The sequence below is a fragment of the Flavobacterium aestuarii genome (assembly GCF_040049115.1).
Classification (GTDB): domain Bacteria; phylum Bacteroidota; class Bacteroidia; order Flavobacteriales; family Flavobacteriaceae; genus Flavobacterium; species Flavobacterium aestuarii.
In genome coordinates this window covers 214,745-239,100 of record NZ_JBDLZZ010000005.1, presented here as the reverse complement: position 1 = coordinate 239,100, position 24,356 = coordinate 214,745, and the positions used below count along the sequence as shown (strand labels likewise).

The window sequence follows — 24,356 nt, the reverse complement described above, 5'->3', positions numbered from 1 at the left end:
GACATGAGAAAAAGAGCGGCAAAGAAAAGACCACTTTTACCGGATCCAAGGTTTAATGACCAATTGGTAACACGTTTTGTGAACAACTTAATGTGGGATGGTAAGAAATCAACAGCTTTTAAAGTTTTTTATGATGCAATTGATATCATTGAAACTAAAAAGCAAAATGACGAAAAAACTTCATTAGAAATCTGGAAAGATGCTTTAACAAACGTTATGCCTCACGTAGAAGTACGTAGCCGTAGAGTAGGTGGAGCTACATTCCAAATTCCAATGCAGATCAGACCGGACAGAAAAATTTCTATGGCTATGAAATGGTTGATTCTTTATGCAAGAAGAAGAAACGAAAAATCTATGGCTCAGAGATTGGCTTCAGAATGTTTAGCCGCGGCTAAAGAAGAAGGAGCTGCTGTTAAGAAAAGAATGGATACTCACAAAATGGCAGAGGCTAATAAAGCTTTCTCTCACTTTAGATTTTAATTCTTAAAGAAATGGCTAGAGATCTTAAATATACAAGAAACATAGGAATTGCTGCTCACATTGATGCTGGTAAAACAACAACAACTGAGCGTATTTTATTCTATACTGGAAAATCACACAAAATTGGTGAGGTGCACGATGGTGCTGCAACAATGGACTGGATGGCACAAGAGCAGGAAAGAGGTATTACTATTACTTCTGCTGCTACAACTTGTGAATGGAATTTTCCAACTGAGCAAGGTAAAATTTTACCTGAATCAAAACCTTATCACTTTAACATTATCGATACTCCTGGTCACGTTGACTTTACAGTAGAGGTAAACCGTTCTTTGCGTGTATTGGATGGATTGGTATTTTTATTTAGTGCTGTTGATGGTGTTGAGCCTCAATCAGAAACTAACTGGAGATTAGCTGATCAGTACCGTGTACCGCGTATGGGATTCGTAAACAAAATGGACCGTCAAGGTTCTAACTTCTTAGGAGTTTGCGGACAGGTTAGAGATATGTTGAAATCAAATGCAGTAGCAATTACTTTGCCTATCGGAGATGAAGCTGATTTTAAAGGTATTGTTGACTTGGTTAAAAATCAGGCTATTGTATGGCATGATGAAACGCAGGGAGCTACATTTGATATCGTTGATATTCCTGCTGATATGATTGATGATGTAAAACATTATCGTTCTATCCTTATCGAAGAGATTGCAACTTATGATGAAAATCTTTTAGATAAGTATATGGAGGATGAAAACTCTATTACTGAAGAAGAAATCAATAATGCTTTAAGAGCAGCTACTATTGATATGGCAATCATTCCAATGCTTGCTGGTTCATCTTTCAAAAATAAAGGGGTTCAATTCATGTTAGATGCAGTATGTAAATACTTGCCATCTCCAATGGATAAGGAAGGTATTGCTGGTATTCATCCAGATGATGCTGAATTATTAGAAGAGGATCAAACACAGATTTTACGTAAACCAGATGTAAAAGAGCCTTTCGCTGCTTTGGCATTTAAGATTGCTACTGATCCATTCGTAGGTCGTTTAGCTTTCTTCCGTGCTTATTCAGGAAGATTGGATGCTGGTTCTTATGTATTGAATACTCGTTCTGGAAACAAGGAAAGAATTTCTCGTATCTACCAAATGCATGCTAACAAACAAAATCCAATCGAATATATTGAGGCTGGAGATATTGGTGCTGCTGTTGGATTTAAAGATATCAAAACTGGAGATACATTGTGTGATGAAAAACACCCAATCATTCTTGAGTCAATGAAATTCCCTGCTCCGGTAATTGGTATTGCTATTGAGCCTAAAACTAAGGCTGACGTAGATAAAATGGGTATGGCTTTGGCTAAATTGGCTGAAGAGGATCCAACATTTACAGTTAGAACTGATGAGGCTTCAGGACAGACAATTATCTCAGGTATGGGTGAGCTTCACTTAGATATCTTGGTTGATCGTATGAAACGTGAATTTAAAGTTGAAGTGAACCAAGGTGAGCCTCAAGTTGAGTACAAAGAAGCGTTTACTAAATCTGCTCAGCATAGAGAAACTTATAAAAAACAATCTGGAGGTCGTGGTAAATTCGGTGATATCGTATTTAGGCTTGAGCCTGCTGATGAAGTTGATGGTAAAGTTCCAGTTGGATTGCAGTTTGTGAATGAAGTAAAAGGAGGAAACGTTCCGAAAGAATATATCCCTGCTGTTGAAAAAGGTTTCAGAGAAGCTATGAAAACAGGACCTTTGGCTGGTTATCAAGTAGATAGTTTGAAAGTTACGTTGTTGGACGGATCTTTCCACCCAGTGGATTCTGATGCACTTTCTTTTGAATTGGCAGCTAGAATGGGGTATAAAGAAGTTGCGAAAGCAGCAGGTGCTATCGTTCTTGAGCCTATAATGAAAATGGAAGTTATTACGCCGGAAGAAAACATGGGGGATATCGTAGGTGATATTAACCGTCGTAGAGGTCAGGTGAATGACATGGGTGACAGAAATGGTGCAAAAACTATTAAGGCTGATGTTCCATTATCAGAAATGTTTGGATATGTTACTACATTAAGAACATTGTCTTCTGGTAGAGCAACATCTACTATGGAATTTTCACACTATGCAGAAACGCCTTCTAATATTTCAGAAGCAGTAATCAAAAAAGCAAAAGGAAACGCTTAATTTTAAGAAAATGAGTCAAAAAATCAGAATAAAACTAAAATCTTACGATCACATGTTGGTGGATAAGTCTGCTGAGAAGATTGTAAAAACAGTAAAAACTACTGGTGCTGTTGTAACTGGTCCAATTCCATTACCAACACACAAAAAACTTTTTACAGTATTGCGTTCTCCGCACGTAAACAAAAAAGCAAGAGAGCAATTTGAAGTAATGTCATATAAGAGATTAATTGATATTTATTCATCTTCTTCTAAAACTATTGATGCTTTAATGAAGCTTGAATTGCCAAGTGGAGTTGAAGTTGAAATCAAAGTTTAAGTACTTTAAGAGTAAAAAGGAACGCTGTTTTTAAGTAAAAAATATTTTTTTGGTTTGTGTGTAAATAAGTTATACCTTTGCACCCACTTTAAAAATAGGATTTGCTTAAAAGCTGCGTTCTATATTTATATTTAATAATTAATAATTAATATTTATGTCTGGGTTAATTGGTAGAAAAATCGGCATGACTAGTATTTTCGATGAAAACGGGAAGAATATTCCTTGTACAGTAATTGAAGCTGGACCATGCGTTGTTACCCAAGTCAGAACCAAAGGTGTTGACGGGTACGAAGCGTTGCAACTTGGTTTCGATGACAAAAACGAGAAACATTCCACAAAAGCGGCTGTAGGTCACTTTAAAAAAGCTGGAACTGTTGCTAAGAAAAAAGTCGTTGAATTTCAAGGTTTTGCAACTGAACAAAAATTAGGAGATCTTATTGAGGTTTCAATTTTTGAAGAAGGAGAATTTGTAGATGTACAAGGTGTATCTAAAGGTAAAGGTTTTCAAGGGGTTGTTAAACGTCACGGATTTGGTGGTGTTGGACAAGCAACTCATGGTCAGCACAACCGTTTAAGAGCACCAGGTTCTGTAGGAGCTTCTTCTTATCCATCTAGAGTATTCAAAGGAATGCGTATGGCTGGAAGAATGGGAGGAGATAATGTAAAAGTTCAAAATCTTAGAGTTTTAAAAGTAGTAGCTGAAAAGAATCTGCTTGTTGTTAAAGGGTGTATTCCTGGAAGCAAAAACTCTTATGTAATCATTCAGAAGTAATGGAAGCAAAAGTATTAGATTTCAACGGAAAAGATACTGGAAGAAAAGTGCAGCTTTCTGATTCAGTATTCGGTATAGAGCCAAATAATCACGCGGTATATCTTGATGTTAAGCAATATCTTGCTAATCAAAGACAGGGAACACATAAAGCTAAAGAAAGAGCTGAAGTGACTGGAAGTACACGTAAAATAAAAAAACAAAAAGGAACAGGTACTGCTCGTGCGGGAAGTGTAAAAAATCCTTTGTTTAAAGGCGGTGGAACAGTTTTTGGGCCAAGACCAAGAAGTTATTCATTTAAATTGAATAAAAGCTTGAAACGTTTGGCTAGAAAATCTGCTTTCTCAATTAAAGCAAAAGAATCAAACATTATTGTTCTTGAAGATTTCAATTTTGAAACGCCAAACACTAAGAATTTTGTTAATGTTTTGAAAGCTTTAGAGTTAGAAAACAAAAAATCTTTGTTTGTGTTGGGTGATACGAATAAAAATGTATATTTGTCGTCACGAAATTTAAAAGCGTCAAACGCTGTAAGTGCCAATGAATTAAGTACTTATGCTATTTTGAATGCTAATAATTTAGTGCTTTTGGAGAGTTCTTTGGAAGTAATTGAAGAAAATTTAAGTAAATAAATAGGATATGAGCATCATAATTAAACCTATAGTAACGGAAAAAGTAACCAAAGAAAGTGAAGTTTTAAACCGCTTCGGATTCGTTGTTGACAGAAAAGCTAACAAAGTACAAATTAAGAAAGCTGTTGAAGCTGCTTACGGTGTAAATGTTTTGAGTGTTAATACAATGAATGTGAGACCGGATAGAACTACCAAATACACTAAAAGTGGTTTAATCAGTGGAAAGACAAATGCAATTAAAAAAGCAATTGTACAAGTACAAGAAGGAGAAACAATTGATTTTTACAACAATATCTAAGATAAAATGTCAGTAAGAAAATTAAAACCTATTACCGCAGGTCAGCGATTTAGAGTTGTGAATGGTTATGACGCCATTACAACTGATAAGCCGGAACGCTCTTTGATAGCGCCGATAAAAAACTCTGGAGGTAGAAATAGTCAAGGAAAGATGACCATGCGTTATACGGGTGGTGGTCACAAGCAGAGATATCGTATTATTGATTTCAAACGTACTAAAGAAGGAATTCCAGCTACAGTGAAATCAATTGAATACGATCCAAATCGTACTGCATTTATCGCTTTATTAGCTTATGCTGATGGAGAGAAAACATACATTATTGCACAAAATGGATTGAAAGTAGGTCAGAAAGTTGTTTCTGGACCAGAATCTCAGCCAGAAATTGGTAATACATTGCCTTTAAGCAGAATTCCTTTAGGAACTGTTATTTCTTGTATTGAATTGAGACCAGGTCAAGGAGCTGTAATTGCTCGTTCTGCTGGAACATTTGCTCAATTAATGGCAAGAGATGGAAAATATGCTACAATTAAAATGCCTTCAGGTGAAACAAGATTGATCTTGTTGACTTGTTCAGCTACAATTGGAGCGGTTTCTAATTCAGACCACCAATTAGTTGTATCTGGTAAAGCAGGTAGAACAAGATGGTTAGGAAGAAGACCTAGAACAAGACCTGTTGCGATGAACCCTGTTGATCACCCAATGGGTGGTGGTGAAGGACGTTCTTCTGGAGGTCATCCACGTTCAAGAAATGGAGTACCAGCTAAAGGTTATAGAACTCGTTCTCCGAAAAACCCGAGTAATAAGTATATCGTAGAACGTAGAAAGAAATAATTAAGATATGGCACGTTCATTAAAAAAAGGACCATTTGTTCATTATAAGTTAGACAAGAAAGTTGCAGAAAACATTGCAGGTGGAAATAAAGGAGTTGTTAAGACATGGTCTAGAGCTTCTATGATTACTCCTGACTTCGTTGGACAGACTATCGCAGTTCATAACGGTCGTCAATTTGTACCAGTTTACGTTACAGAAAACATGGTAGGTCACAAATTAGGAGAATTTTCACCAACTAGATCTTTTAGAGGTCATGCTGGAGCAAAAAATAAAGGTAAAAAATAAGAAGCAATGGGAGTTCGTAAAAGAGAAACAGCAGATGCGAGAAAAGAGGCTAATAAGTCTATTGCTTTCGCGAAATTGAATAACTGCCCTACTTCACCTAGAAAAATGCGCTTAGTAGCGGACTTGGTAAGAGGTCAGAAGGTAGAAAGAGCACTTAACATATTAAGATTCAGTCCTAAAGAAGCTTCAAGAAAATTAGAAAAACTATTATTATCTGCAATCAATAACTGGGAGCAAAAAAATAGTGAAGGTAATCTTGAAGAAGCTGGATTATTTGTTAAAGAAATCCGTGTTGACGGTGGAATGATGTTGAAAAGACTTCGTCCAGCGCCACAAGGTAGAGCACACAGAATAAGAAAACGTTCTAACCACGTTACAATCGTGTTAGGAGCTATCAATAACACACAAAGCAATTCTTAAGCAGCATGGGACAAAAGACAAATCCAATTGGAAATAGACTTGGTATCATCAGAGGATGGGACTCAAACTGGTATGGTGGAAATGATTACGGTGATAAATTAGCCGAAGATCAAAAAATCAGAAAGTATATCCATGCTCGTTTATCAAAAGCTAGTGTATCAAAAGTAATCATCGAGAGAACTTTGAAACTTGTAACCGTTACTATCACTACTGCAAGACCTGGTATTATTATCGGGAAAGGCGGGCAAGAGGTAGACAAGTTGAAAGAAGAACTTAAGAAAATTACTGATAAAGAGGTTCAAATCAACATCTTTGAAATTAAAAGACCTGAACTTGACGCGTATCTAGTTGCTACAAGCATCTGTCGTCAAATCGAAAGCCGTATTTCTTACAGACGTGCAATCAAAATGGCTATTGCTGCTTCTATGCGTATGAACGCTGAAGGTATCAAAGTTTTGATTTCTGGTCGTTTGAATGGTGCTGAGATGGCTCGTTCAGAGGGTTTCAAAGAAGGTAGAATTCCTCTATCAACTTTCAGAGCTGATATTGATTATGCTTTGGCTGAAGCTCATACTACTTATGGTAGAATGGGGATCAAAGTATGGATCATGAAAGGTGAAGTTTACGGAAAGAGAGATCTTTCTCCGCTTGCCGGAATGGACAAAAAACAAGCTGGCGCTAAAGGTGGTGATGCTCCAAGAGGAGACAGAAAACCTTTTAATAAAGGTGGAAAATCAGACGCTCGTAAAAGAAAGTAAATTTTTAAACTAAAGAAAAATGTTACAGCCTAAAAGAACAAAATACCGTAAGGTACAAAAAGGTAAAATGAAAGGGAATTCCCAAAGAGGACACGAACTTTCTAATGGAATGTTTGGTATTAAATCTGTGCATGAAGATGGAATGTTCTTAACTTCTCGTCAAATCGAAGCGGCTCGTATTGCTGCTACTCGTTACATGAAAAGAGAAGGACAATTATGGATTAAAATATTTCCAGACAAACCTATCACTAAGAAGCCTCTTGAGGTACGTATGGGTAAAGGTAAAGGTGCCGTTGAATATTGGGCTGCCGTTGTTAAACCCGGAAGAATTATGTTTGAAGTTGGAGGAGTTCCTTTGTCAGTTGCAAAAGAGGCTTTACGCCTAGCAGCTCAAAAGCTTCCAGTAAAAACTAAATTTGTCGTAGCTAGAGATTTCGAAGCATAATTAATTATTATATTATGAAACAATCAGAAATAAAAAATCTTTCTATAGCTGAGTTGCAAGATGCACTTAGCCAAGCTAAGAAAGCACATGCTGACCTAAAATTAGCTCACGCTATCTCTCCAATTGAGAATCCGCTTCAAATTAGAAGTGCTAGAAGAACAGTTGCAAGATTAGCTACAGAGCTTACTAAAAAAGAATTGCAATAATTGTATTCTGCTGAAAGATGGAAGAAAAAAGAAATTTAAGAAAAGAAAGAATTGGGGTTGTTACTTCAAACAAAATGGATAAATCCATTGTAGTTGCTCAGGTAACTAAAGTAAAACACCCATTATACGGTAAGTTCGTGTTGAAAACAAAGAAATTTGTTGCACATGACGAAACAAACGACTGTAACATTGGAGATACTGTAAGAATCAGCGAAACGCGTCCTTTAAGTAAAACAAAATGTTGGAGATTAGTTGAAATCCTAGAAAGAGCTAAATAATTATGGTACAACAAGAATCAAGACTAAAAGTAGCAGATAACACAGGAGCTAAAGAAGTTTTAACTATCCGTGTTTTAGGAGGTACCAAAAGAAGGTATGCCTCTGTTGGAGACAAGATTGTAGTATCAATTAAAGACGCAACACCAAACGGAAACGTGAAAAAAGGTGCTGTTTCAACTGCAGTTGTTGTACGTACCAAAAAAGAAGTGAGAAGAGCTGATGGTTCTTATATCCGTTTCGATGACAATGCATGTGTTCTTTTGAATGCTGCAGGGGAAATGAGAGGAACTCGTGTTTTTGGTCCGGTAGCAAGAGAACTTCGTGAAAAACAATTCATGAAAATTGTATCATTAGCACCAGAAGTGCTTTAATTCGTTTTTAAGATGATAAAGCTAAAAATAAAATCAGGAGACATCGTAAGAGTTATCGCTGGTGACCATAAAGGTGCTGAAGGTAAAGTTTTACGCGTGTACAAAGAGAAAAACAAAGCAATTGTTGAAGGTGTAAACTTAGTTTCTAAACATACGAAACCAAGTGCAAAAAACCCTCAAGGTGGTATTGTAAAAAAGGAAGCTTCTATTCAAATATCAAATATTTCTCTAATTGATCCTAAAACTAAGGAAACAACAAGAGTAGGTATTAGAGTTGAGGGAGATAAGAAAGTAAGATTTTCAAAAAAATCTAATCAAGTACTATAGTAATGGCATATATACCTAGACTAAAAGAAGAATATAAGAGTAGAGTTATCTCTGCTCTTAAAGAAGAATTCGGTTACACAAACGTAATGCAAGTTCCAAAATTGGAAAAAATCGTTTTGAGTAAAGGAGTTGGTGCAGCAGTATCTGATAAAAAATTGATTGACTATGCAGTTGATGAATTGACAAAGATTACTGGACAAAAAGCAGTATCTACAATTTCAAAGAAAGACGTTGCGTCTTTCAAATTGAGAAAAGGGATGCCTATTGGAGCAAAAGTTACTTTGCGAGGTGAAAGAATGTATGAGTTTTTAGATAGACTTATCACTTCTTCATTACCACGTGTTAGAGATTTCAGTGGTATTAAAGCAACTGGTTTTGATGGTAGAGGAAATTACAATTTAGGTGTTTTAGAGCAAATCATTTTCCCTGAAATTGATATTGACAAAGTAAATAAAATATCTGGAATGGACATTACTTTTGTTACTACTGCAAAAACAGATAAAGAAGCAAAGTCATTGTTGGCTGAATTAGGTTTACCTTTTAAAAAGAATTAAGATATGGCTAAAGAATCAATGAAAGCCCGTGAGGTGAAAAGAGAAAAAACGGTAGCAAAGTACGCTGAGAAAAGAAAAGCTTTATTGGAAGCTGGAGATTACGAAGCTTTACAGAAATTACCGAAAAATGCTTCTCCAGTTCGTTTGCACAATCGTTGCAAATTGACAGGAAGACCTAGAGGGTATATGCGTCAATTCGGAATTTCACGTGTAACTTTCCGTGAAATGGCTAATAATGGACTAATTCCAGGTGTTAAAAAAGCAAGCTGGTAATAAATATTATTTGCGATTTTGATATTTCAACAGATAGTTGTAAGTTTGCCGGATTTTTGTCGGTAAATTGACAACTATCTGTTGATTAATTAATGAGTTTAATGGTTTCAGGTTCTTTCGGATGGTCCGACAAGAATACCAAAACCGCAATTTTATACATATGTATACAGATCCAATTGCAGATTATTTGACGCGAGTTAGAAACGCTGTGGCTGCAAACCACAAAGTTGTCGAAATTCCCGCTTCTAATCTTAAAAAAGAGATAACAAAGATCTTATTTGATCAAGGTTATATCTTAAGTTACAAGTTTGAGGAGAACACTGTTCAAGGTTCTATCAAAATTGCTTTGAAGTATGATAAAGATACTAAAGAGCCGGTTATCAAAGATATTCAAAGAATTAGTAAGCCAGGTTTACGTAAGTACGCAGGCGCTTCCAAATTGCCAAGAATCCTTAATGGATTGGGAATTGCTATTGTTTCAACTTCAAAAGGTCTAATGACTGGGAAACAAGCTAAGCAGTTAAATGTTGGTGGAGAAGTAATTTGTTACGTATACTAATTTTAAAGACTATATAAGATGTCAAGAATAGGTAAAAGCCCAGTAACAATACCAGCTGGGGTAACTGTTGAAGTTGCTGGCGGTATTATTACAGTAAAAGGAAAAAAAGGTCAACTATCACAGGAGTTTTCGGACGTAGCTGTTACAGTTGAAGGAGATCAAGTCTTAGTAGAAAGATCTTCTGATCATAAAGATGAAAGAGCAAAACACGGTTTGTATAGAGCTTTAATCAATAATATGGTTATTGGGGTAACAGAAGGTTTTACTAAAGAATTAGAATTGGTTGGGGTAGGTTATAGAGCTTCAAATCAAGGACAAAAATTAGATTTAGCGCTTGGGTTCTCACACAATATCATTTTAGAAGTAGCTCCTGAGGTAACAGTTGAGACAATATCTGAAAAAGGTAAAAACCCAATTGTAAAATTAACATCGTTAGATAAACAGCTTTTAGGTCAAGTAGCGGCTAAAATTAGAGGTTTCCGCAGACCAGAGCCATATAAAGGTAAAGGTGTTAAATTTGTAGGTGAAGTATTAAGAAGAAAAGCAGGTAAATCAGCTTAAAAAATAAGATTATGTCATTAACAAAACCTGAAAGAAGACAACGTATTAGATTCAGAATTAGAAAAACGATTAGTGGTACTGCTGCTAACCCGAGACTATCTGTTTTTAGAAGTAATAAAGAAATTTACGCTCAACTAATTGATGATGTAAACGGTGTTACTTTGTTAGCAGCTTCTTCAAGAGAAAAAGAAATAGGTAAAGGTACGAATATAGAAGTTGCTACTGCAGTAGGTAAACTAGTTGCTGAAAAAGCTTTGAAAGCTGGTATTGATGTGGTAACTTTTGATAGAGGAGGTTATTTATACCACGGTCGTATTAAATCATTAGCAGAAGGCGCAAGAGCTGCTGGACTTAAATTCTAATATATTATGTCTAAATACAAGAATATTGAGATTGTAAAACCAAGTGGTCTTGAATTAAAAGATCGTTTGGTGAGTGTTAATCGTGTTACTAAGGTTACAAAAGGTGGTAGAGCTTTTGGTTTTTCTGCTATTGTAGTTGTAGGTGATGAAAATGGAGTTGTAGGTCATGGATTAGGTAAATCTAAAGATGTTTCTGAAGCAATTGCGAAAGCAGTGGAAGATGCTAAGAAAAATCTAGTTAAGATTCCTTTGAATGGTCAATCAGTTCCTCACGAACAAAAAGGTAAATTTGGTGGTGCACGTGTATTCTTAATTCCTGCTTCTCATGGTACAGGAGTTATTGCTGGTGGAGCTGTTCGTTCGGTTCTTGAATCAGTTGGAATTCACGATGTATTGTCTAAATCACAAGGATCTTCAAATCCTCACAACGTAGTGAAAGCAACTTTTGATGCTTTATTACAAATGAGAAGTGCTCACACTGTTGCAAAACAGAGAGGTATTTCTTTAGAAAAAGTTTTTAAAGGTTAATTCAAGGAAATTATGGCTAAATTATTAGTAAAACAAGTTCGAAGCAAAATCAATTGTCCTCTTACTCAAAAAAGAGGTTTGGAAGCTTTAGGCCTACGCAAAATGGGACAAGTTGTAGAGCATGAGTCAAATCCTGCTATCCTTGGTATGATAAATAAAGTTAAACACTTAGTTTCTGTTGAAGAAGCTAAATAACAAATACTGTTATGAATTTAAGTAACTTACAACCTGCTGAGGGTTCTACACACAATCAAAATAAAAGATTAGGTAGAGGTGAAGGTTCTGGTAAAGGTGGTACCGCTGCACGTGGTCACAAAGGAGCAAAATCTCGTTCTGGTTATTCTAAAAAGATTGGTTTTGAAGGAGGGCAAATGCCACTTCAAAGACGTGTGCCTAAGTTTGGTTTCACTAACATCAATCGTAAAGAATACGAAGGTGTTAATCTTGATACTCTTCAATTATTGGTTGATAATGGAGTAATTACCGATACTGTTGATATGACAGTTTATGTGGCTAATCGTCTTGCTACTAAAAATGAAATCGTTAAGATTTTAGGTAGAGGAGAATTGAAAGCAAAATTAAAAGTAACTGCTCACAAATTTACTGCTACTGCAAAAGCTGCTATTGAAGCTGCTGGTGGAGAGGCTGTAATCATGTAATTCCTAGAATTAAGATGAAGAAATTTATTGAATCAATAAGTAATGTTTGGAAAATAGAGGAACTAAAGAATAGAATTTTAATTACTTTAGGTCTGCTTTTAGTTTATCGTTTTGGTGCCCACGTAACGTTACCAGGAATTGATGCAACTCAATTAACTGGCTTAGCTGGACAAACCAAAAATGGATTAGGATCTATTCTGGACATGTTTACCGGAGGTGCATTTTCTAAAGCGTCAGTTTTTGCTTTAGGAATTATGCCTTATATTTCTGCATCTATAGTTGTGCAACTTATGGGAATAGCGATTCCTTATTTGCAAAAACTGCAAAGTGATGGAGAGAGTGGTAGAAAAAAAATCAATCAAATTACCCGTTGGTTAACTATTTTAATAACTTTAGTACAAGGGCCAACTTATATCTACAATCTTTACAGAACTTTACCTAGTTCAGCTTTCATTTTGGGATTTGATTCTTTTGAATTTTTATTTTCATCAGTTGTAATCTTAGTTACAGGTACAATTTTTGCCATGTGGCTAGGAGAAAAAATTACTGATAAAGGTATCGGAAACGGTATTTCCCTTTTGATTATGGTTGGTATCTTAGCTAGGTTACCACAAGCTTTTATACAAGAGTTTACAACAAGAGTAACTAATAATAATGGTGGTCCAATGTTATTGGTTGTTGAAATCATTGTTTGGCTGCTTGTAATTATTTCTTGTGTATTACTTGTTATGGCAGTGAGAAAAATACCAGTACAGTATGCTCGTCGTACAACATCTGGAGATTTCGAGCAAGATATGATGGGTGGTAACAGACAATGGATTCCGTTAAAACTTAATGCATCTGGTGTAATGCCAATTATATTTGCACAAGCTATTATGTTTATTCCTGCTGCTGTTGCTGGTTTGTCTAAATCAGATGCTTCACAATCTATTGTTGGCACTTTTAGTGATATGTTTGGATTTTGGTATAACTTTTTATTTGCAACATTAATAGTTGTATTTACTTTCTTTTATACTGCAATTACAGTTCCTACTAATAAGATGTCTGACGATTTAAAAAGAAGTGGTGGTTTTATACCAGGTGTTAGACCAGGTGTTGAGACTTCGGATTATCTTGATAAGGTGATGTCTTTAATAACTTTTCCAGGATCTTTATTTCTTGCTTTGATAGCTGTGTTCCCAGCAATTGTTGTGAGTCTTATGGATGTTCAACAATCTTGGGCAATGTTTTTTGGAGGGACTTCATTGATAATTATGGTTGGAGTTGCAATAGATACTATTCAACAGATTAATTCATACTTGTTGAATAAGCATTATGATGGTTTGATGAAAAGTGGTAAAAATAGAAAAGCAGTAGCTTAACTTATGGCAAAACAATCAGCAATAGAACAAGACGGATCAATCATTGAGGCATTGTCTAATGCAATGTTCCGTGTAGAGTTAGAAAATGGACATATTGTAATTGCTCATATTTCTGGAAAAATGCGAATGCATTATATCAAATTATTACCTGGTGATAAAGTGAAATTGGAAATGAGTCCTTATGATTTGTCAAAAGCAAGAATTACTTATAGATATTAAAGATATTCAAAATGAAAGTAAGAGCATCAGTTAAAAAAAGAAGCGCCGAGTGCATCATTGTGCGTAGAAAAGGCAGATTATACGTAATCAACAAAAAGAATCCTAGATTTAAACAAAGACAAGGATAATTATGGCAAGAATAGCAGGGGTAGATATCCCAAAAAACAAAAGAGGTGTTATAGCACTTACCTATATCTTTGGATTAGGGAAAAGTAGAGCTATTGAGATTTTAGAAAAAGCTCAAGTTAGCCAAGATAAAAAAGTTCAAGAATGGAATGATGACGAGATCGGAGCAATTCGTGAAGCTGTATCATCTTTCAAAATTGAAGGAGAATTACGTTCTGAAATTTCTTTGAACATCAAACGTTTAATGGATATTGGATGTTACAGAGGAATTCGTCATAGATCTGGTCTTCCATTGAGAGGACAAAGAACTAAAAACAACTCTAGAACAAGAAAAGGTAAAAGAAAAACTGTTGCTAACAAGAAAAAAGCAACTAAATAATAAGTAATATGGCTAAAGCAACTGCAAAAAAACGTAAAGTTATCGTTGAATCAACGGGTGAGGCTCATATTTCTGCTACCTTCAATAACATCATCATTTCTTTGACTAACAAAAAAGGTGAAGTTATTTCTTGGTCATCAGCTGGTAAAATGGGTTTCAGAGGTTCTAAAAAGAATACTCCATACGCAGCTCAAATGGCAGCAGAAGATTGTAGTAAAGTAGCTCTTGAGGCTGGACTTAAAAAAGTTAAAGTTTATGTTAAAGGACCAGGAAATGGACGTGAGTCTGCTATCCGTTCTTTGCATAACGGTGGAATTGAAGTTACAGAGATTATCGATGTTACTCCAATGCCTCACAACGGATGTCGTCCTCCAAAAAGACGTAGAGTATAATACTCAAACAAATTTATAGTATAATAAAGGTAGAATAACGATTATCGAAGGATAAGACCTGAATTCATAATCTCTACCTTAAATTTTTTTTAAAATGGCAAGATATACTGGTCCAAGCACAAGAATCGCACGTAAATTCGGCGAAGCAATTTTCGGAGATGATAAAGCTTTCGAAAAAAGAAATTATCCTCCTGGGCAACACGGGATGGCTAAAAAAAGAGGAAAAAAATCTGAGTATGCTGTTCAGTTAATGGAAAAGCAAAAAGCTAAATATTCTTACGGAATTTTAGAAAAACAATTCAGAAATTTATTCGAAAAAGCATCAGCTACTAAAGGTGTTACTGGTGAAGTTTTATTACAATTATGTGAAGCAAGACTTGATAACGTAGTTTTTAGAATGGGTATTGCTCCTTCTAGAAGAGGTGCTCGTCAAATCGTTTCTCACAGACACATTACTGTTAACGGTGAAGTGGTTAATATTCCTTCTTACCACCTTAAGCCTGGTGATAAAGTTGCTGTTCGTGAAAAATCTAAATCTTTAGAGGCTATCGAACGTTCTTTATCAAATTCAAGTCATGTTTATGAATGGATTACTTGGAATCAAGATCTTAAAGAAGGAACTTTTGTTTCTCTACCTGCAAGACTTCAAATTCCTGAAAACATTAAAGAACAATTAATCGTAGAGTTGTACAACAAATAATAATTGACTTAGTCGAAATTTATGGCAATATTTAATTTTCAGAAGCCCGATAAAGTTATCATGATCGATTCAACCGATTTTGAAGGTAAATTTGAATTTAGACCTTTAGAACCTGGATATGGATTGACTGTTGGTAATGCACTTAGAAGAGTTTTGCTTTCAGCATTAGAAGGTTATGCAATTACATCTGTTCGCATAGAAGGTGTAGATCATGAGTTTTCTACTATTTCAGGAGTTGTTGAAGACGTTACCGAAATTATCCTTAATCTTAAACAAGTACGTTTTAAACGTCAAATTGAAGATATCGATAATGAATCAGTTACTATATCTGTTTCTGGTAAAGATCAATTAACAGCAGGTGATTTTCAAAAATTTATTTCAGGTTTCCAAGTTTTGAATCCAGATCTTGTTATCTGTAATTTAGATAGTAAAATTAAACTGAATTTCGATTTAACTATCGAAAAAGGTAGAGGATATGTTCCTGCTGAAGAAAACAAAAAACAGAATGCTGCAATAGGAACTATATTTACTGACTCAATTTTTACTCCGGTAAAAAATGTTAAGTATGCTATTGAAAACTTCCGTGTAGAGCAGAAAACAGATTATGAAAAATTAGTTTTTGAAATAAAAACTGATGGATCAATTAATCCGAAAGATGCTCTTACTGAAGCTGCAAAAGTTTTAATTCACCATTTCATGTTGTTTTCTGATGAAAGAATTACACTTGAGGCTGACGAAATTGCACAAACAGAATCATATGATGAAGAATCATTGCACATGAGACAATTGCTTAAAACTAAGCTTGTTGATATGGATCTTTCTGTTAGAGCATTAAATTGTTTGAAAGCGGCTGAAGTTGATACACTTGGTGATTTAGTATCGTTCAATAAAAATGACCTAATGAAATTCCGTAATTTTGGTAAAAAATCTTTAACTGAACTAGATGAACTAGTTGCTGTTAAAAATTTAACTTTCGGAATGGATTTAGCAAAATACAAATTAGATAAAGAATAATTTACTTCATATTTTGCTCTCCATAGTGGATTGAAGCAAGATGAAGTTAAAATAAATTGGTCATGAGACACGGAAAAAAATTCAATCACTTAAGCAGACAGACTGCACATAGAAGTTCTATGTTAGCTAATATGGCTTGTTCTCTTATCGAGCACAAACGTATTAATACTACTGTTGCTAAAGCTAAAGCGCTTAAACAATTTGTTGAGCCGCTTATAACAAAATCAAAATCTGATACTACTCATAATCGTCGTATCGTTTTTGCTTACTTACGTAGTAAATATGCAGTAACTGATTTATTCAGAGATGTTGCAGCTAAAGTAGGTGATCGTCCAGGTGGATACACTCGTATCATTAAAGTTGGAAATCGTTTAGGAGATAATGCTGATATGGCAATGATCGAATTAGTTGATTTCAATGAACTTTACAACGGAGGAAAAAAAGAAGTTAAAAAAGCAAAAAGCCGTCGTGGCGGGAAAGCTAAAAAAGCAGAAGAGGCTACTGAAGCTCCTGTTGCTGAAGCTGAACCAACAACTGATGCTGCTGAATAATTATGAGAATAATAATTCAATAATAAAAAGGGATAAACTATTTATAGTTTATCCCTTTTTTTTGAAAAATAAATGAGCATTTTTTCTCAAAACTAAATGGAGCAGAGAATATAATTGATTTAGACTATTTTTAAAACATTTTAATATCTTTTTGTTACTCTGATGTCTGCGGTTTTAAATAGATATAATTATTGCTAAAAAACATTGCGTTCACTGTTTTAAAAATTTAAATTTGCACAATATTAAATTAGGATATGAAATATACAACAAGAAAAAGCGCTATTCTTTTATTAAGTGACGGAACTATTTTTCACGGTAAATCAATTGGAATCACTGGAAAAACATTTGGTGAAGTTTGTTTTAATACTGGTATGACTGGATATCAAGAGATTTTTACAGATCCTTCATATTATGGACAATTGATGGTTGCTACAAATGCTCATATTGGAAATTATGGAGTAAATGATAAAGAAGTTGAATCCAACAGTATAAAAATTGCTGGATTGGTTTGTAAAAACTTTAGTTTTAATTATTCTAGAACTGATTCGTCTGGAAGTTTAGAAGATTATTTCGCTAAACAAAACTTGATCTGCATTTCTGATGTTGATACACGAGCTTTGGTGAGTTACATACGTGAAAATGGTGCAATGAATGCGGTTATCTGTACAGATGGTACGTCTGTTGAAGAATTGAAAGCTTTGCTGGCTGAAGTTCCAGATATGAAAGGTTTAGAATTAGCTTCGAAAGTCTCTACTTTAGAGCCGTATTTTTATGGAGATGAAAATGCAACGTATAAAATTGCTGCTTTGGATTTGGGAATAAAAGAAAACATTCTTAGAAACTTAGCTGAAAGAGATTGTTATATTAAAGTATTTCCATATAATGCTACCTATACGGACTTGTCTTCTTTTAATCCGGATGGCTTCTTTTTGTCGAATGGTCCTGGAGATCCAGATCCTTTAGAAAGTGCGATACAAGTTGCTAAAGAGATACTTCAAAATAATAAACCGCTGTTTGGTATATGTTTAGGACATCAGGTTATTGCTTTGGCAAATGGTGTTTCTACATATAAAATGTTTAACGGGCATAGAGGAATAAATCATCCAGTAAAAAATATAATTACAGACAGAGGTGAGATTACATCTCAAAATCATGGTTTCGCTGTAAATAAAGAAGAATTAGATCAGCATCCTGATTTAGAGATTACACATTTGCACTTAAATGATGGTACTGTAGCTGGTATGCGAATGAAAAATAAAAATTGTTTTTCTGTGCAGTATCATCCAGAAGCAAGCCCAGGTCCGCACGATTCTTCTTATCTTTTTGACCAGTTTATAGAAAATATCAAATCAGCATAAGACCTAAAACGTTATCGTTAATAAATAAAATTATATTAGCGGCTAAATAATGAAGACTAATGAATTTTTTTACTTAATTTTGAGTAAAATACAAATTAATAACATAAAAAATAAGAATAATGAGTATTATTGTTAAAATTCACGCAAGACAAATTTTCGATTCAAGAGGTAATCCTACAGTAGAAGTAGATGTTGTAACAGAAAACGGAGTATTAGGAAGAGCTGCAGTTCCTTCTGGAGCTTCAACTGGAAAATTCGAAGCTGTTGAATTACGTGATGGAGGAAAATCTTTCCTTGGAAGAGGCGTTTTAAAAGCGGTTGAAAATGTAAATACTAAAATTGCTGAAGAGTTAATTGGAATTTCAGTTTTTGAGCAAAACCTGATAGATCAAGCAATGATTGATTTGGATGGTACTCCAAACAAAGCTAATTTAGGAGCAAATGCTATTTTAGGTGTTTCTCTTGCTGTAGCAAAAGCTGCTGCTAATGAATTAGGATTGCCTTTATACAGATATGTAGGAGGTGTTTCTGCAAATACTTTGCCAGTTCCGATGATGAATATCATCAATGGAGGTTCGCATTCTGATGCACCTATAGCATTTCAAGAATTCATGATTTTCCCTGTAAAAGCTGCATCTTTTACTCATGCTTTGCAAATGGGAACTGAAGTTTTTCATAATCTTAAAAAAGTATTACACGATAGAGGTTTGAGTACTGCTGTTGGTGATGAAGGAGGATTTGCTCCAAATTTAGCTGGTGGAACAGAAGACGCTTTAGATACTATCAAATTAGCAGTTGAAAAAGCAGGTTATTCTTTCGGTGATGAAATTGTAGTAGCATTAGATTGTGCTTCTTCAGAATTTTATGCTGACGGTAAATATGACTATACTAAATTTGAAGGGCCAACTGGTAAAGTTAGAACTTCTGCAGAGCAGGTAGATTATTTGGCCGAATTAGTTGCTAAATATCCAATTATTTCTATCGAGGATGGTATGGATGAAAATGACTGGGACGGCTGGAAATTATTAACAGAAAAAATTGGTGGTAAAACACAATTAGTTGGTGATGATTTGTTTGTTACTAATGTTGAACGTTTGTCTACTGGTATTGAAAAAGGAATTGCAAATTCAATTTTAATTAAAGTAAACCAGATTGGAACTTTAACCGAAACAATTGCAGCGGTAAATATGGCTAAAAATGCTGGATATACTTCAGTAATGTCTCACCGTTCTGGAGAAACAGAAGATAATACAATTGCTGATTTGGCAGTTGCATTAAACTGTGGCCAAATAAAAACTGGATCTGCTTCTCGTTCTGACCGTATGGCAAAATACAATCAATTATTAAGAATTGAGGAAGAATTAGGGAATTCAGCATATTTTCCTGGAAAAAAAGCTTTTAAAATAAAGTAATTGTAATGAATTTATAGTAATTAAGCCATTCGTCTATGATGAATGGCTTTTTTATTGAATTTTTAACAAATTCGATACTTAATAAGTTTTTAAATTACTTAGAAATTACTTAGATTTGGTAAATTATAAATTAAATTTTATTTCATAAACAATATGTCAAAAATAGCAATATTAGAAATCGACGGTAATAAGTTCGAGCTTCCAGTTATAGTTGGAAGTGAAAATGAAGCTGCCGTTGATATTAGTAAATTACGTGATATGTCTGGTGTAATTACGCTTGATCCAGGTTATAAAAATTCTGGAGCGTGCAAAAGTGAAATTACTTTTTTGGATGGAGAACTTGGTATTTTACGTTATAGAGGGTATTCAATTGAGGAACTAGCTGAAAAATCTCATTTTTTAGAAGTTTCTTATTTAATAATATTTGGAGAACTACCTTCTGATGAAATATTGCAACAGTTTGAAAATGATATTAGAAGACACACTTTGGTAAGTGAGGAAATGAAAATCATTTTGGATGGTTTTCCTAGAACCGCACATCCAATGGGAGTATTGTCTGCTTTGACTAGTGCTTTAACAGCTTTTAATCCTAAATCTGTTGATGCGAGCAATGAGAAAGATATGTATGAAGCTGTTTGCAAGACTATTGCTAAATTTTTAGTTATTGCTACTTGGACCTATAGAAAAAGTATGGGTTATCCACTAAATTATTATGATAACACAATTGGATATGTAGAGAACTTTTTGAGCTTAATGTTCAAATTACCTACAGAACCATACACTGCAAATCCTGTAATTATTGATGCTTTAGATAAATTGTTTATTCTTCACGCGGATCATGAACAAAACTGTTCAACTTCGACAGTTAGAATGGTAGGTTCATCGCATGCTGGTCTTTTTGCCTCAATATCTGCTGGGGTTTCAGCTTTGTGGGGGCCTTTGCATGGAGGTGCAAACCAGGCTGTTCTAGAAATGTTAGAAGAAATCCATGCTCATGGAGGTGATGCTGACAAATATTTAGCAAAAGCTAAAGATAAAAATGATCCTTTTAGATTAATGGGATTTGGGCATAGAGTTTATAAAAACTTTGACCCGAGAGCAAAAATCATCAAAAAAGCTGCAGACGAAGTGCTTTCGACTTTAGGGGTTAAAGATCCTATTCTTGAAATTGCAAAAAAATTGGAGGCAGCGGCATTAGAGGATGAGTATTTCAAATCAAGAAATTTGTATCCAAATGTAGATTTTTACTCTGGAATCATATACAGAGCTTTAGGAATCCCAACAGATATGTTTACTGTTTTATTTGCAATTGGAAGATTGCCAGGATGGATCGCTCAATGGAAAGAAATGAGAGAAAACAAAGAACCTATTGGAAGACCAAGACAAGTTTATATTGGTTATCCATTAAGAAAGTATGTTAAATAATAATTCTTAACAGATAATTTAAGCTTCACTATTCTAGTGAAGCTTTTTTTTTATCTTTGGCAAAATTTATAACAATGCTTAAATTAAATGTTAAAAATGAAACTTCGAGACTGAGGACTGTGGTATTAGGATCTGCAATTAGCAATGGTCCTGCTCCAAAGGCAGATGAAGCTTATGATCCAAAGTCATTAGAACATATTTTGGCTAACACCTATCCAATTGAAGCTGATATGGTTGTTGAAATGGAAGCTTTTAATTCTGTTTTTAAAAAATATGATGTTACGGTTTTACGTCCAGAAATGATTGAGAATTATAACCAGATATTTGCTAGAGATATTGGTTTTGTAATTGATGATGTCTTTATCAAATCCAATATTCTGCCAGATAGGGAAAGAGAATTAGATGCCATTCAGTATATAATTGATCAAATAGATGCTGCAAAAGTAGTTAGACCGCCAGAAGAAGTCCATATAGAAGGAGGGGATGTAATGCTTTGGAATGATTATGTTTTTGTTGGAACTTACAAAGGCAGTGATTATGCAAGCTATATCACTGCAAGAACTAATATTCATGGAGTCAATTTCATAAAAGAGCTGTTTCCAAATAAAATTGTCAAAGAATTTGATTTAGTAAAGTCGAGAATTGAAGCTCGTGATAATGCATTGCATTTGGATTGCTGTTTTCAACCTGTTGGTCATGATAAAGGAATAATATATAAAAGAGGTTTTCGAGAAGAAGCTGATTATATGTTTCTGTTGGATCTTTTTGGGAAGGATAATTTATTCCACATCACAAGAGACGAAATGTATAATATGAATTCTAATGTTTTTTCGATAGATACTAATGTAGTAGTGTCTGAAAAAAATTTCACCAGATTAAATAATTGGCTAAGAGCAAGTGGTTTTATTGTTGAAGAAATTCCATACGCTGAAATTGCAAAACAAGAGGGGCTGTTAAGGTGTTCAACTTTACCATTAATAAGAGATTAATATAATGTTTTGGCTTTAATTGTTTAACTTTAGACAATAGATTTGAAACAATAAAACAATAAGAATATGACACAGACAACAAACTCCGTTTTGATGATTCGCCCCGTTGCTTTTCGAATGAATGAGCAAACGGCAGTGAATAATTATTATCAAAAAGTTTTAGAAGGTCTTTTGCCAGCAACGGTAAATGCAAAGGCACAGCAGGAATTTGATGTTTTTGTTGAAAAGCTTCGTGTGGCTGGGGTGGATGTTACGGTAGTTGATGACTTAGAAAATGCAGATACTCCAGATAGTATTTTCCCAAATAACTGGATTTCTTTTCATGAGAACGGGGATGTCGCACTTTATCCAATGTTTGCAGAGAATCGTCGACCAGAACGCCGTGAAGATATTCTGGATATTTTGGAAGAAAAAGGATTCGTGATCAATAATATTATGGATTATACATCTGCCGAGGATGATGGTTTTTTTCTGGAAGGAACGGGAAGCTTATTACTGGATAGGGAAAACAGTAAAGCTTATTGTGCTCTTTCTCCACGTGCAGACGAAGAATTATTTATTGAGTTTTGTGAAGATTTTGAATTTACCCCAGTAATTTTTGAAGCTTTTCAAACAGTTAATGGTGAACGAAAATTGATTTACCATACCAATGTCATGATGTGTATTGGAGATACATTTGCTGTTATCTGTGCAGATTGCATCGATGATAAAAAAGAGAGAAAAATGGTTCTTGACAGCTTGAAAGGAGATGAAAAAGAAGTGATTTTGATTACTGAAGAGCAAGTGAATAATTTTGCGGGCAATATGCTCGAAGTAAAAGGAGCTGATGACAGAAGATATTTAGTAATGAGTGCTTCGGCTCATCAAAGCCTTACCAAAAAACAGATTGCTCAAATAGAAGAGCATGTTACAATTTTGAGTTCAAATTTAGATACAATTGAAGCTTGTGGCGGAGGAAGTGCGCGCTGTATGATGGCTGAGATTTTTTTGCCAAGAGAATAATTATAACCAAGTTTCAAAAGTTTAAATCCCAAATTCCAGTTATTTGAATTTGGGATTTTTTGTAAAATTACATTAAATTACTTTTGATGATATTGATTAGTGCACTCACAATATATTGAATACCGATAGCGACAACTATAAAACCAACAATTCTTGAAATGGCAACAATACCAGAGGCCCCAAGTATTTGAGCTAAATAATGAGCACTTCTTAAAATAATAAAAATAGCAATTGCAATAGCTAATATAGCCAGACTGGCAATTATAAGTTCGTTCGTTTCGTGATGTTCCTGATAAAAAGCAATTAATAATGATATTGAACCCGGTCCAGCAAGCATCGGGATAGCAAGCGGAGTCAATGCAATATCATTTCGTTTTTGTGCATCGGTTTCTATCTTTTTGTTGATACCGCGCTTTTTGTTGAATTTCCCCGAAAGCAGAGAAAACCCAGAACTTACAATGATTAAGCCTCCAGCAATCCTCAATGAATCAATGCTGATTCCAAAAAAGCTCAAAACATACTTTCCTATAAAAAATGAAATTATAAGAATTAAAAATACATTTATTGAGGTCCATAACGAAATTCTTGAACATTCCTGTTTAGAATCATCTTGAGTTAAGCCTACAAAAATAGGAACAGTCCCAATTGGATTTAATACAGAAAATAAAGCAACAAATAAGTAAATAAATAAATCCATGCATTTCTTTTTTTTGATGTAAAATTACGATTTTCTCTATAAAATAAGTTTATATAAGAGTTAGATTATTGTTTCTTTAAGCAAATATCAAATAAATTAAAAAAAGAGTTTTGAAATGTATTGCAAATTTGCATGCCAAATGCGGGTTTAAAAATAACTATTTAGCTAGTGCTTGATGGTTTTTGATTACTTTTGCAGTTCATAAAGATTTTGAAATGACAAAAAACAAAAAGACATTAATTATAGGTGCTACCACAAAGCCAGATAGAGCCGCATTTAAAGCAATCAAACTGCTTGTTGCCAATGGACATTCTGTTATAGCATTGGGGCAGAATAGCGGCGAAGTGGCAGGAATCAAAATTAATACCAAAGCAATCCCTGTAACAAATATTGATACTATTTCGTTATACATTAATCCGAGCCGTCAAAGAGATTATTATAATTATATAGTCGAAGCAAAACCAAAACGTGTTTTATTTAATCCTGGAACCGAAAATCCAGAACTTTATCAGTTATTGGAATTAAATAATATAAAGTTTGAAGCTGCCTGTACTCTAGTTTTGCTGACATTAAATAAATATTAATTGTTTTATGTACTTCCATAGTTTGATTACTCTTTAAAATAGACGTATTTCCTAAAAAACAGTTTC

Annotated in this window: 38 protein-coding genes; 37 read left to right on the top strand and 1 reads right to left on the bottom strand. The window is 34.4% G+C overall.

Annotation, left to right across the window (positions count from 1 at the left end):
• The first annotated feature begins 3 nt into the window (after positions 1 to 3).
• The 36 genes from rpsG to ctlX all read left to right on the top strand — a co-directional run bounded on the left by rpsG (position 4) and on the right by ctlX (position 23,009).
• The gene (rpsG, locus tag ABEG11_RS07580) at positions 4 to 480 is read left to right on the top strand and encodes a 30S ribosomal protein S7 (protein ID WP_012022493.1); all 477 of its coding nucleotides are present in this window, start codon (positions 4 to 6) and stop codon (positions 478 to 480) included.
• Positions 481 to 491: 11 nt separating this feature from the next.
• The gene (fusA, locus tag ABEG11_RS07575; protein WP_348823559.1) at positions 492 to 2,648 is read left to right on the top strand and encodes an elongation factor G; all 2,157 of its coding nucleotides are present in this window, start codon (positions 492 to 494) and stop codon (positions 2,646 to 2,648) included.
• Positions 2,649 to 2,658: 10 nt separating this feature from the next.
• Complete coding sequence (rpsJ, locus tag ABEG11_RS07570; RefSeq protein ID WP_007803605.1) at positions 2,659 to 2,964, top strand: 30S ribosomal protein S10; 306 nt, start codon at positions 2,659 to 2,661, stop codon at positions 2,962 to 2,964.
• A gap of 154 nt (positions 2,965 to 3,118) precedes the next feature.
• Positions 3,119 to 3,736 (top strand): 50S ribosomal protein L3, encoded by a 618-nt coding sequence (gene rplC / locus ABEG11_RS07565; protein ID WP_348823558.1) that lies wholly within the window; start codon positions 3,119 to 3,121, stop codon positions 3,734 to 3,736.
• Positions 3,736 to 4,365 (top strand): 50S ribosomal protein L4, encoded by a 630-nt coding sequence (gene rplD / locus ABEG11_RS07560; protein ID WP_348823557.1) that lies wholly within the window; start codon positions 3,736 to 3,738, stop codon positions 4,363 to 4,365. Before rplC ends, rplD begins: the two co-directional genes overlap by 1 nt.
• Positions 4,366 to 4,372: 7 nt before the next feature.
• Positions 4,373 to 4,663 carry a 50S ribosomal protein L23 gene (gene rplW, locus ABEG11_RS07555; protein ID WP_077377770.1) on the top strand — a complete coding sequence of 97 codons (291 nt, stop codon included), beginning with the start codon at positions 4,373 to 4,375 and terminating at the stop codon, positions 4,661 to 4,663.
• A 6-nt stretch (positions 4,664 to 4,669) separates the two neighbouring features.
• Positions 4,670 to 5,494 (top strand): 50S ribosomal protein L2, encoded by an 825-nt coding sequence (gene rplB, locus ABEG11_RS07550; RefSeq protein WP_194639899.1) that lies wholly within the window; start codon positions 4,670 to 4,672, stop codon positions 5,492 to 5,494.
• A 7-nt stretch (positions 5,495 to 5,501) separates the two neighbouring features.
• Positions 5,502 to 5,780: a 30S ribosomal protein S19 gene (gene rpsS, locus ABEG11_RS07545; protein ID WP_035637298.1), complete on the top strand. Its 279-nt coding sequence runs from the start codon at positions 5,502 to 5,504 to the stop codon at positions 5,778 to 5,780.
• Between the two features lie 6 nt (positions 5,781 to 5,786).
• Positions 5,787 to 6,200: a 50S ribosomal protein L22 gene (gene rplV / locus ABEG11_RS07540; protein WP_348823556.1), complete on the top strand. Its 414-nt coding sequence runs from the start codon at positions 5,787 to 5,789 to the stop codon at positions 6,198 to 6,200.
• Between the two features lie 5 nt (positions 6,201 to 6,205).
• The gene (gene rpsC, locus ABEG11_RS07535) at positions 6,206 to 6,958 is read left to right on the top strand and encodes a 30S ribosomal protein S3 (protein WP_194639902.1); all 753 of its coding nucleotides are present in this window, start codon (positions 6,206 to 6,208) and stop codon (positions 6,956 to 6,958) included.
• A gap of 19 nt (positions 6,959 to 6,977) precedes the next feature.
• The gene (rplP, locus tag ABEG11_RS07530; protein ID WP_017495016.1) at positions 6,978 to 7,403 is read left to right on the top strand and encodes a 50S ribosomal protein L16; all 426 of its coding nucleotides are present in this window, start codon (positions 6,978 to 6,980) and stop codon (positions 7,401 to 7,403) included.
• A gap of 14 nt (positions 7,404 to 7,417) precedes the next feature.
• Positions 7,418 to 7,609 (top strand): 50S ribosomal protein L29, encoded by a 192-nt coding sequence (gene rpmC, locus ABEG11_RS07525; protein WP_348823555.1) that lies wholly within the window; start codon positions 7,418 to 7,420, stop codon positions 7,607 to 7,609.
• 17 nt (positions 7,610 to 7,626) lie between these two features.
• Complete coding sequence (rpsQ, locus tag ABEG11_RS07520; protein WP_194639906.1) at positions 7,627 to 7,887, top strand: 30S ribosomal protein S17; 261 nt, start codon at positions 7,627 to 7,629, stop codon at positions 7,885 to 7,887.
• Between the two features lie 2 nt (positions 7,888 to 7,889).
• Positions 7,890 to 8,258 carry a 50S ribosomal protein L14 gene (gene rplN, locus ABEG11_RS07515; RefSeq protein WP_007803649.1) on the top strand — a complete coding sequence of 123 codons (369 nt, stop codon included), beginning with the start codon at positions 7,890 to 7,892 and terminating at the stop codon, positions 8,256 to 8,258.
• Positions 8,259 to 8,270: 12 nt separating this feature from the next.
• Positions 8,271 to 8,585 (top strand): 50S ribosomal protein L24, encoded by a 315-nt coding sequence (gene rplX, locus ABEG11_RS07510; protein ID WP_103804342.1) that lies wholly within the window; start codon positions 8,271 to 8,273, stop codon positions 8,583 to 8,585.
• A gap of 2 nt (positions 8,586 to 8,587) precedes the next feature.
• Positions 8,588 to 9,139 carry a 50S ribosomal protein L5 gene (gene rplE / locus ABEG11_RS07505; RefSeq protein ID WP_194639908.1) on the top strand — a complete coding sequence of 184 codons (552 nt, stop codon included), beginning with the start codon at positions 8,588 to 8,590 and terminating at the stop codon, positions 9,137 to 9,139.
• A gap of 3 nt (positions 9,140 to 9,142) precedes the next feature.
• The gene (gene rpsN, locus ABEG11_RS07500) at positions 9,143 to 9,412 is read left to right on the top strand and encodes a 30S ribosomal protein S14 (protein WP_194639917.1); all 270 of its coding nucleotides are present in this window, start codon (positions 9,143 to 9,145) and stop codon (positions 9,410 to 9,412) included.
• A 160-nt stretch (positions 9,413 to 9,572) separates the two neighbouring features.
• Positions 9,573 to 9,971 (top strand): 30S ribosomal protein S8, encoded by a 399-nt coding sequence (gene rpsH, locus ABEG11_RS07495; RefSeq protein ID WP_194639919.1) that lies wholly within the window; start codon positions 9,573 to 9,575, stop codon positions 9,969 to 9,971.
• Positions 9,972 to 9,989: 18 nt separating this feature from the next.
• On the top strand, positions 9,990 to 10,532 hold the full coding sequence (rplF, locus tag ABEG11_RS07490) for a 50S ribosomal protein L6 (RefSeq protein WP_348823554.1): 543 nt from the start codon (positions 9,990 to 9,992) through the stop codon (positions 10,530 to 10,532).
• An 11-nt stretch (positions 10,533 to 10,543) separates the two neighbouring features.
• Complete coding sequence (rplR, locus tag ABEG11_RS07485; protein ID WP_194639922.1) at positions 10,544 to 10,894, top strand: 50S ribosomal protein L18; 351 nt, start codon at positions 10,544 to 10,546, stop codon at positions 10,892 to 10,894.
• Positions 10,895 to 10,897: 3 nt separating this feature from the next.
• The gene (gene rpsE / locus ABEG11_RS07480; protein WP_156101349.1) at positions 10,898 to 11,422 is read left to right on the top strand and encodes a 30S ribosomal protein S5; all 525 of its coding nucleotides are present in this window, start codon (positions 10,898 to 10,900) and stop codon (positions 11,420 to 11,422) included.
• Positions 11,423 to 11,434: 12 nt separating this feature from the next.
• A complete protein-coding gene (gene rpmD / locus ABEG11_RS07475; protein WP_035637325.1) occupies positions 11,435 to 11,617 on the top strand; it encodes a 50S ribosomal protein L30 in 183 nt (60 codons plus the stop codon).
• 11 nt (positions 11,618 to 11,628) lie between these two features.
• Positions 11,629 to 12,081, top strand: a complete 453-nt coding sequence (gene rplO, locus ABEG11_RS07470) for a 50S ribosomal protein L15 (protein ID WP_100843395.1) — start codon at positions 11,629 to 11,631, stop codon at positions 12,079 to 12,081.
• A 14-nt stretch (positions 12,082 to 12,095) separates the two neighbouring features.
• A complete protein-coding gene (gene secY / locus ABEG11_RS07465; protein ID WP_348823553.1) occupies positions 12,096 to 13,442 on the top strand; it encodes a preprotein translocase subunit SecY in 1,347 nt (448 codons plus the stop codon).
• A 3-nt stretch (positions 13,443 to 13,445) separates the two neighbouring features.
• Complete coding sequence (infA, locus tag ABEG11_RS07460; RefSeq protein ID WP_007136545.1) at positions 13,446 to 13,661, top strand: translation initiation factor IF-1; 216 nt, start codon at positions 13,446 to 13,448, stop codon at positions 13,659 to 13,661.
• 11 nt (positions 13,662 to 13,672) lie between these two features.
• Positions 13,673 to 13,789, top strand: coding sequence for a type B 50S ribosomal protein L36 (gene ykgO / locus ABEG11_RS07455; protein ID WP_002987490.1), 117 nt, complete (start codon positions 13,673 to 13,675; stop codon positions 13,787 to 13,789).
• Positions 13,790 to 13,791: 2 nt separating this feature from the next.
• The gene (gene rpsM / locus ABEG11_RS07450; protein ID WP_035637331.1) at positions 13,792 to 14,166 is read left to right on the top strand and encodes a 30S ribosomal protein S13; all 375 of its coding nucleotides are present in this window, start codon (positions 13,792 to 13,794) and stop codon (positions 14,164 to 14,166) included.
• An 8-nt stretch (positions 14,167 to 14,174) separates the two neighbouring features.
• Positions 14,175 to 14,558 carry a 30S ribosomal protein S11 gene (rpsK, locus tag ABEG11_RS07445; RefSeq protein ID WP_024981527.1) on the top strand — a complete coding sequence of 128 codons (384 nt, stop codon included), beginning with the start codon at positions 14,175 to 14,177 and terminating at the stop codon, positions 14,556 to 14,558.
• A 94-nt stretch (positions 14,559 to 14,652) separates the two neighbouring features.
• On the top strand, positions 14,653 to 15,258 hold the full coding sequence (gene rpsD / locus ABEG11_RS07440; protein ID WP_348823552.1) for a 30S ribosomal protein S4: 606 nt from the start codon (positions 14,653 to 14,655) through the stop codon (positions 15,256 to 15,258).
• A gap of 21 nt (positions 15,259 to 15,279) precedes the next feature.
• Entirely contained in the window at positions 15,280 to 16,272 is a 993-nt protein-coding gene (locus ABEG11_RS07435; protein ID WP_008464329.1) for a DNA-directed RNA polymerase subunit alpha, read from the top strand.
• A gap of 62 nt (positions 16,273 to 16,334) precedes the next feature.
• Positions 16,335 to 16,823 carry a 50S ribosomal protein L17 gene (gene rplQ, locus ABEG11_RS07430; protein ID WP_194639926.1) on the top strand — a complete coding sequence of 163 codons (489 nt, stop codon included), beginning with the start codon at positions 16,335 to 16,337 and terminating at the stop codon, positions 16,821 to 16,823.
• A gap of 254 nt (positions 16,824 to 17,077) precedes the next feature.
• Positions 17,078 to 18,181 carry a glutamine-hydrolyzing carbamoyl-phosphate synthase small subunit gene (gene carA, locus ABEG11_RS07425; protein WP_348823551.1) on the top strand — a complete coding sequence of 368 codons (1,104 nt, stop codon included), beginning with the start codon at positions 17,078 to 17,080 and terminating at the stop codon, positions 18,179 to 18,181.
• 119 nt (positions 18,182 to 18,300) lie between these two features.
• Positions 18,301 to 19,593 (top strand): phosphopyruvate hydratase, encoded by a 1,293-nt coding sequence (eno, locus tag ABEG11_RS07420; protein WP_348823550.1) that lies wholly within the window; start codon positions 18,301 to 18,303, stop codon positions 19,591 to 19,593.
• Positions 19,594 to 19,746: 153 nt separating this feature from the next.
• On the top strand, positions 19,747 to 21,018 hold the full coding sequence (locus ABEG11_RS07415; RefSeq protein ID WP_348823549.1) for a citrate synthase: 1,272 nt from the start codon (positions 19,747 to 19,749) through the stop codon (positions 21,016 to 21,018).
• 74 nt (positions 21,019 to 21,092) lie between these two features.
• Positions 21,093 to 22,007 carry a dimethylarginine dimethylaminohydrolase family protein gene (locus tag ABEG11_RS07410; protein ID WP_348823548.1) on the top strand — a complete coding sequence of 305 codons (915 nt, stop codon included), beginning with the start codon at positions 21,093 to 21,095 and terminating at the stop codon, positions 22,005 to 22,007.
• Between the two features lie 66 nt (positions 22,008 to 22,073).
• Complete coding sequence (gene ctlX / locus ABEG11_RS07405) at positions 22,074 to 23,009, top strand: citrulline utilization hydrolase CtlX (RefSeq protein ID WP_348823547.1); 936 nt, start codon at positions 22,074 to 22,076, stop codon at positions 23,007 to 23,009.
• 67 nt (positions 23,010 to 23,076) lie between these two features.
• On the opposite strand, the gene ABEG11_RS07400 is transcribed toward ctlX, so the two are convergent.
• Entirely contained in the window at positions 23,077 to 23,706 is a 630-nt protein-coding gene (locus tag ABEG11_RS07400; RefSeq protein ID WP_348823546.1) for a MarC family NAAT transporter, read from the bottom strand.
• 215 nt (positions 23,707 to 23,921) lie between these two features.
• Between ABEG11_RS07400 and ABEG11_RS07395 the strand changes: the two genes are divergently transcribed.
• Positions 23,922 to 24,290, top strand: coding sequence for a CoA-binding protein (locus ABEG11_RS07395; protein ID WP_348823545.1), 369 nt, complete (start codon positions 23,922 to 23,924; stop codon positions 24,288 to 24,290).
• Positions 24,291 to 24,356: the final 66 nt, after the last annotated feature.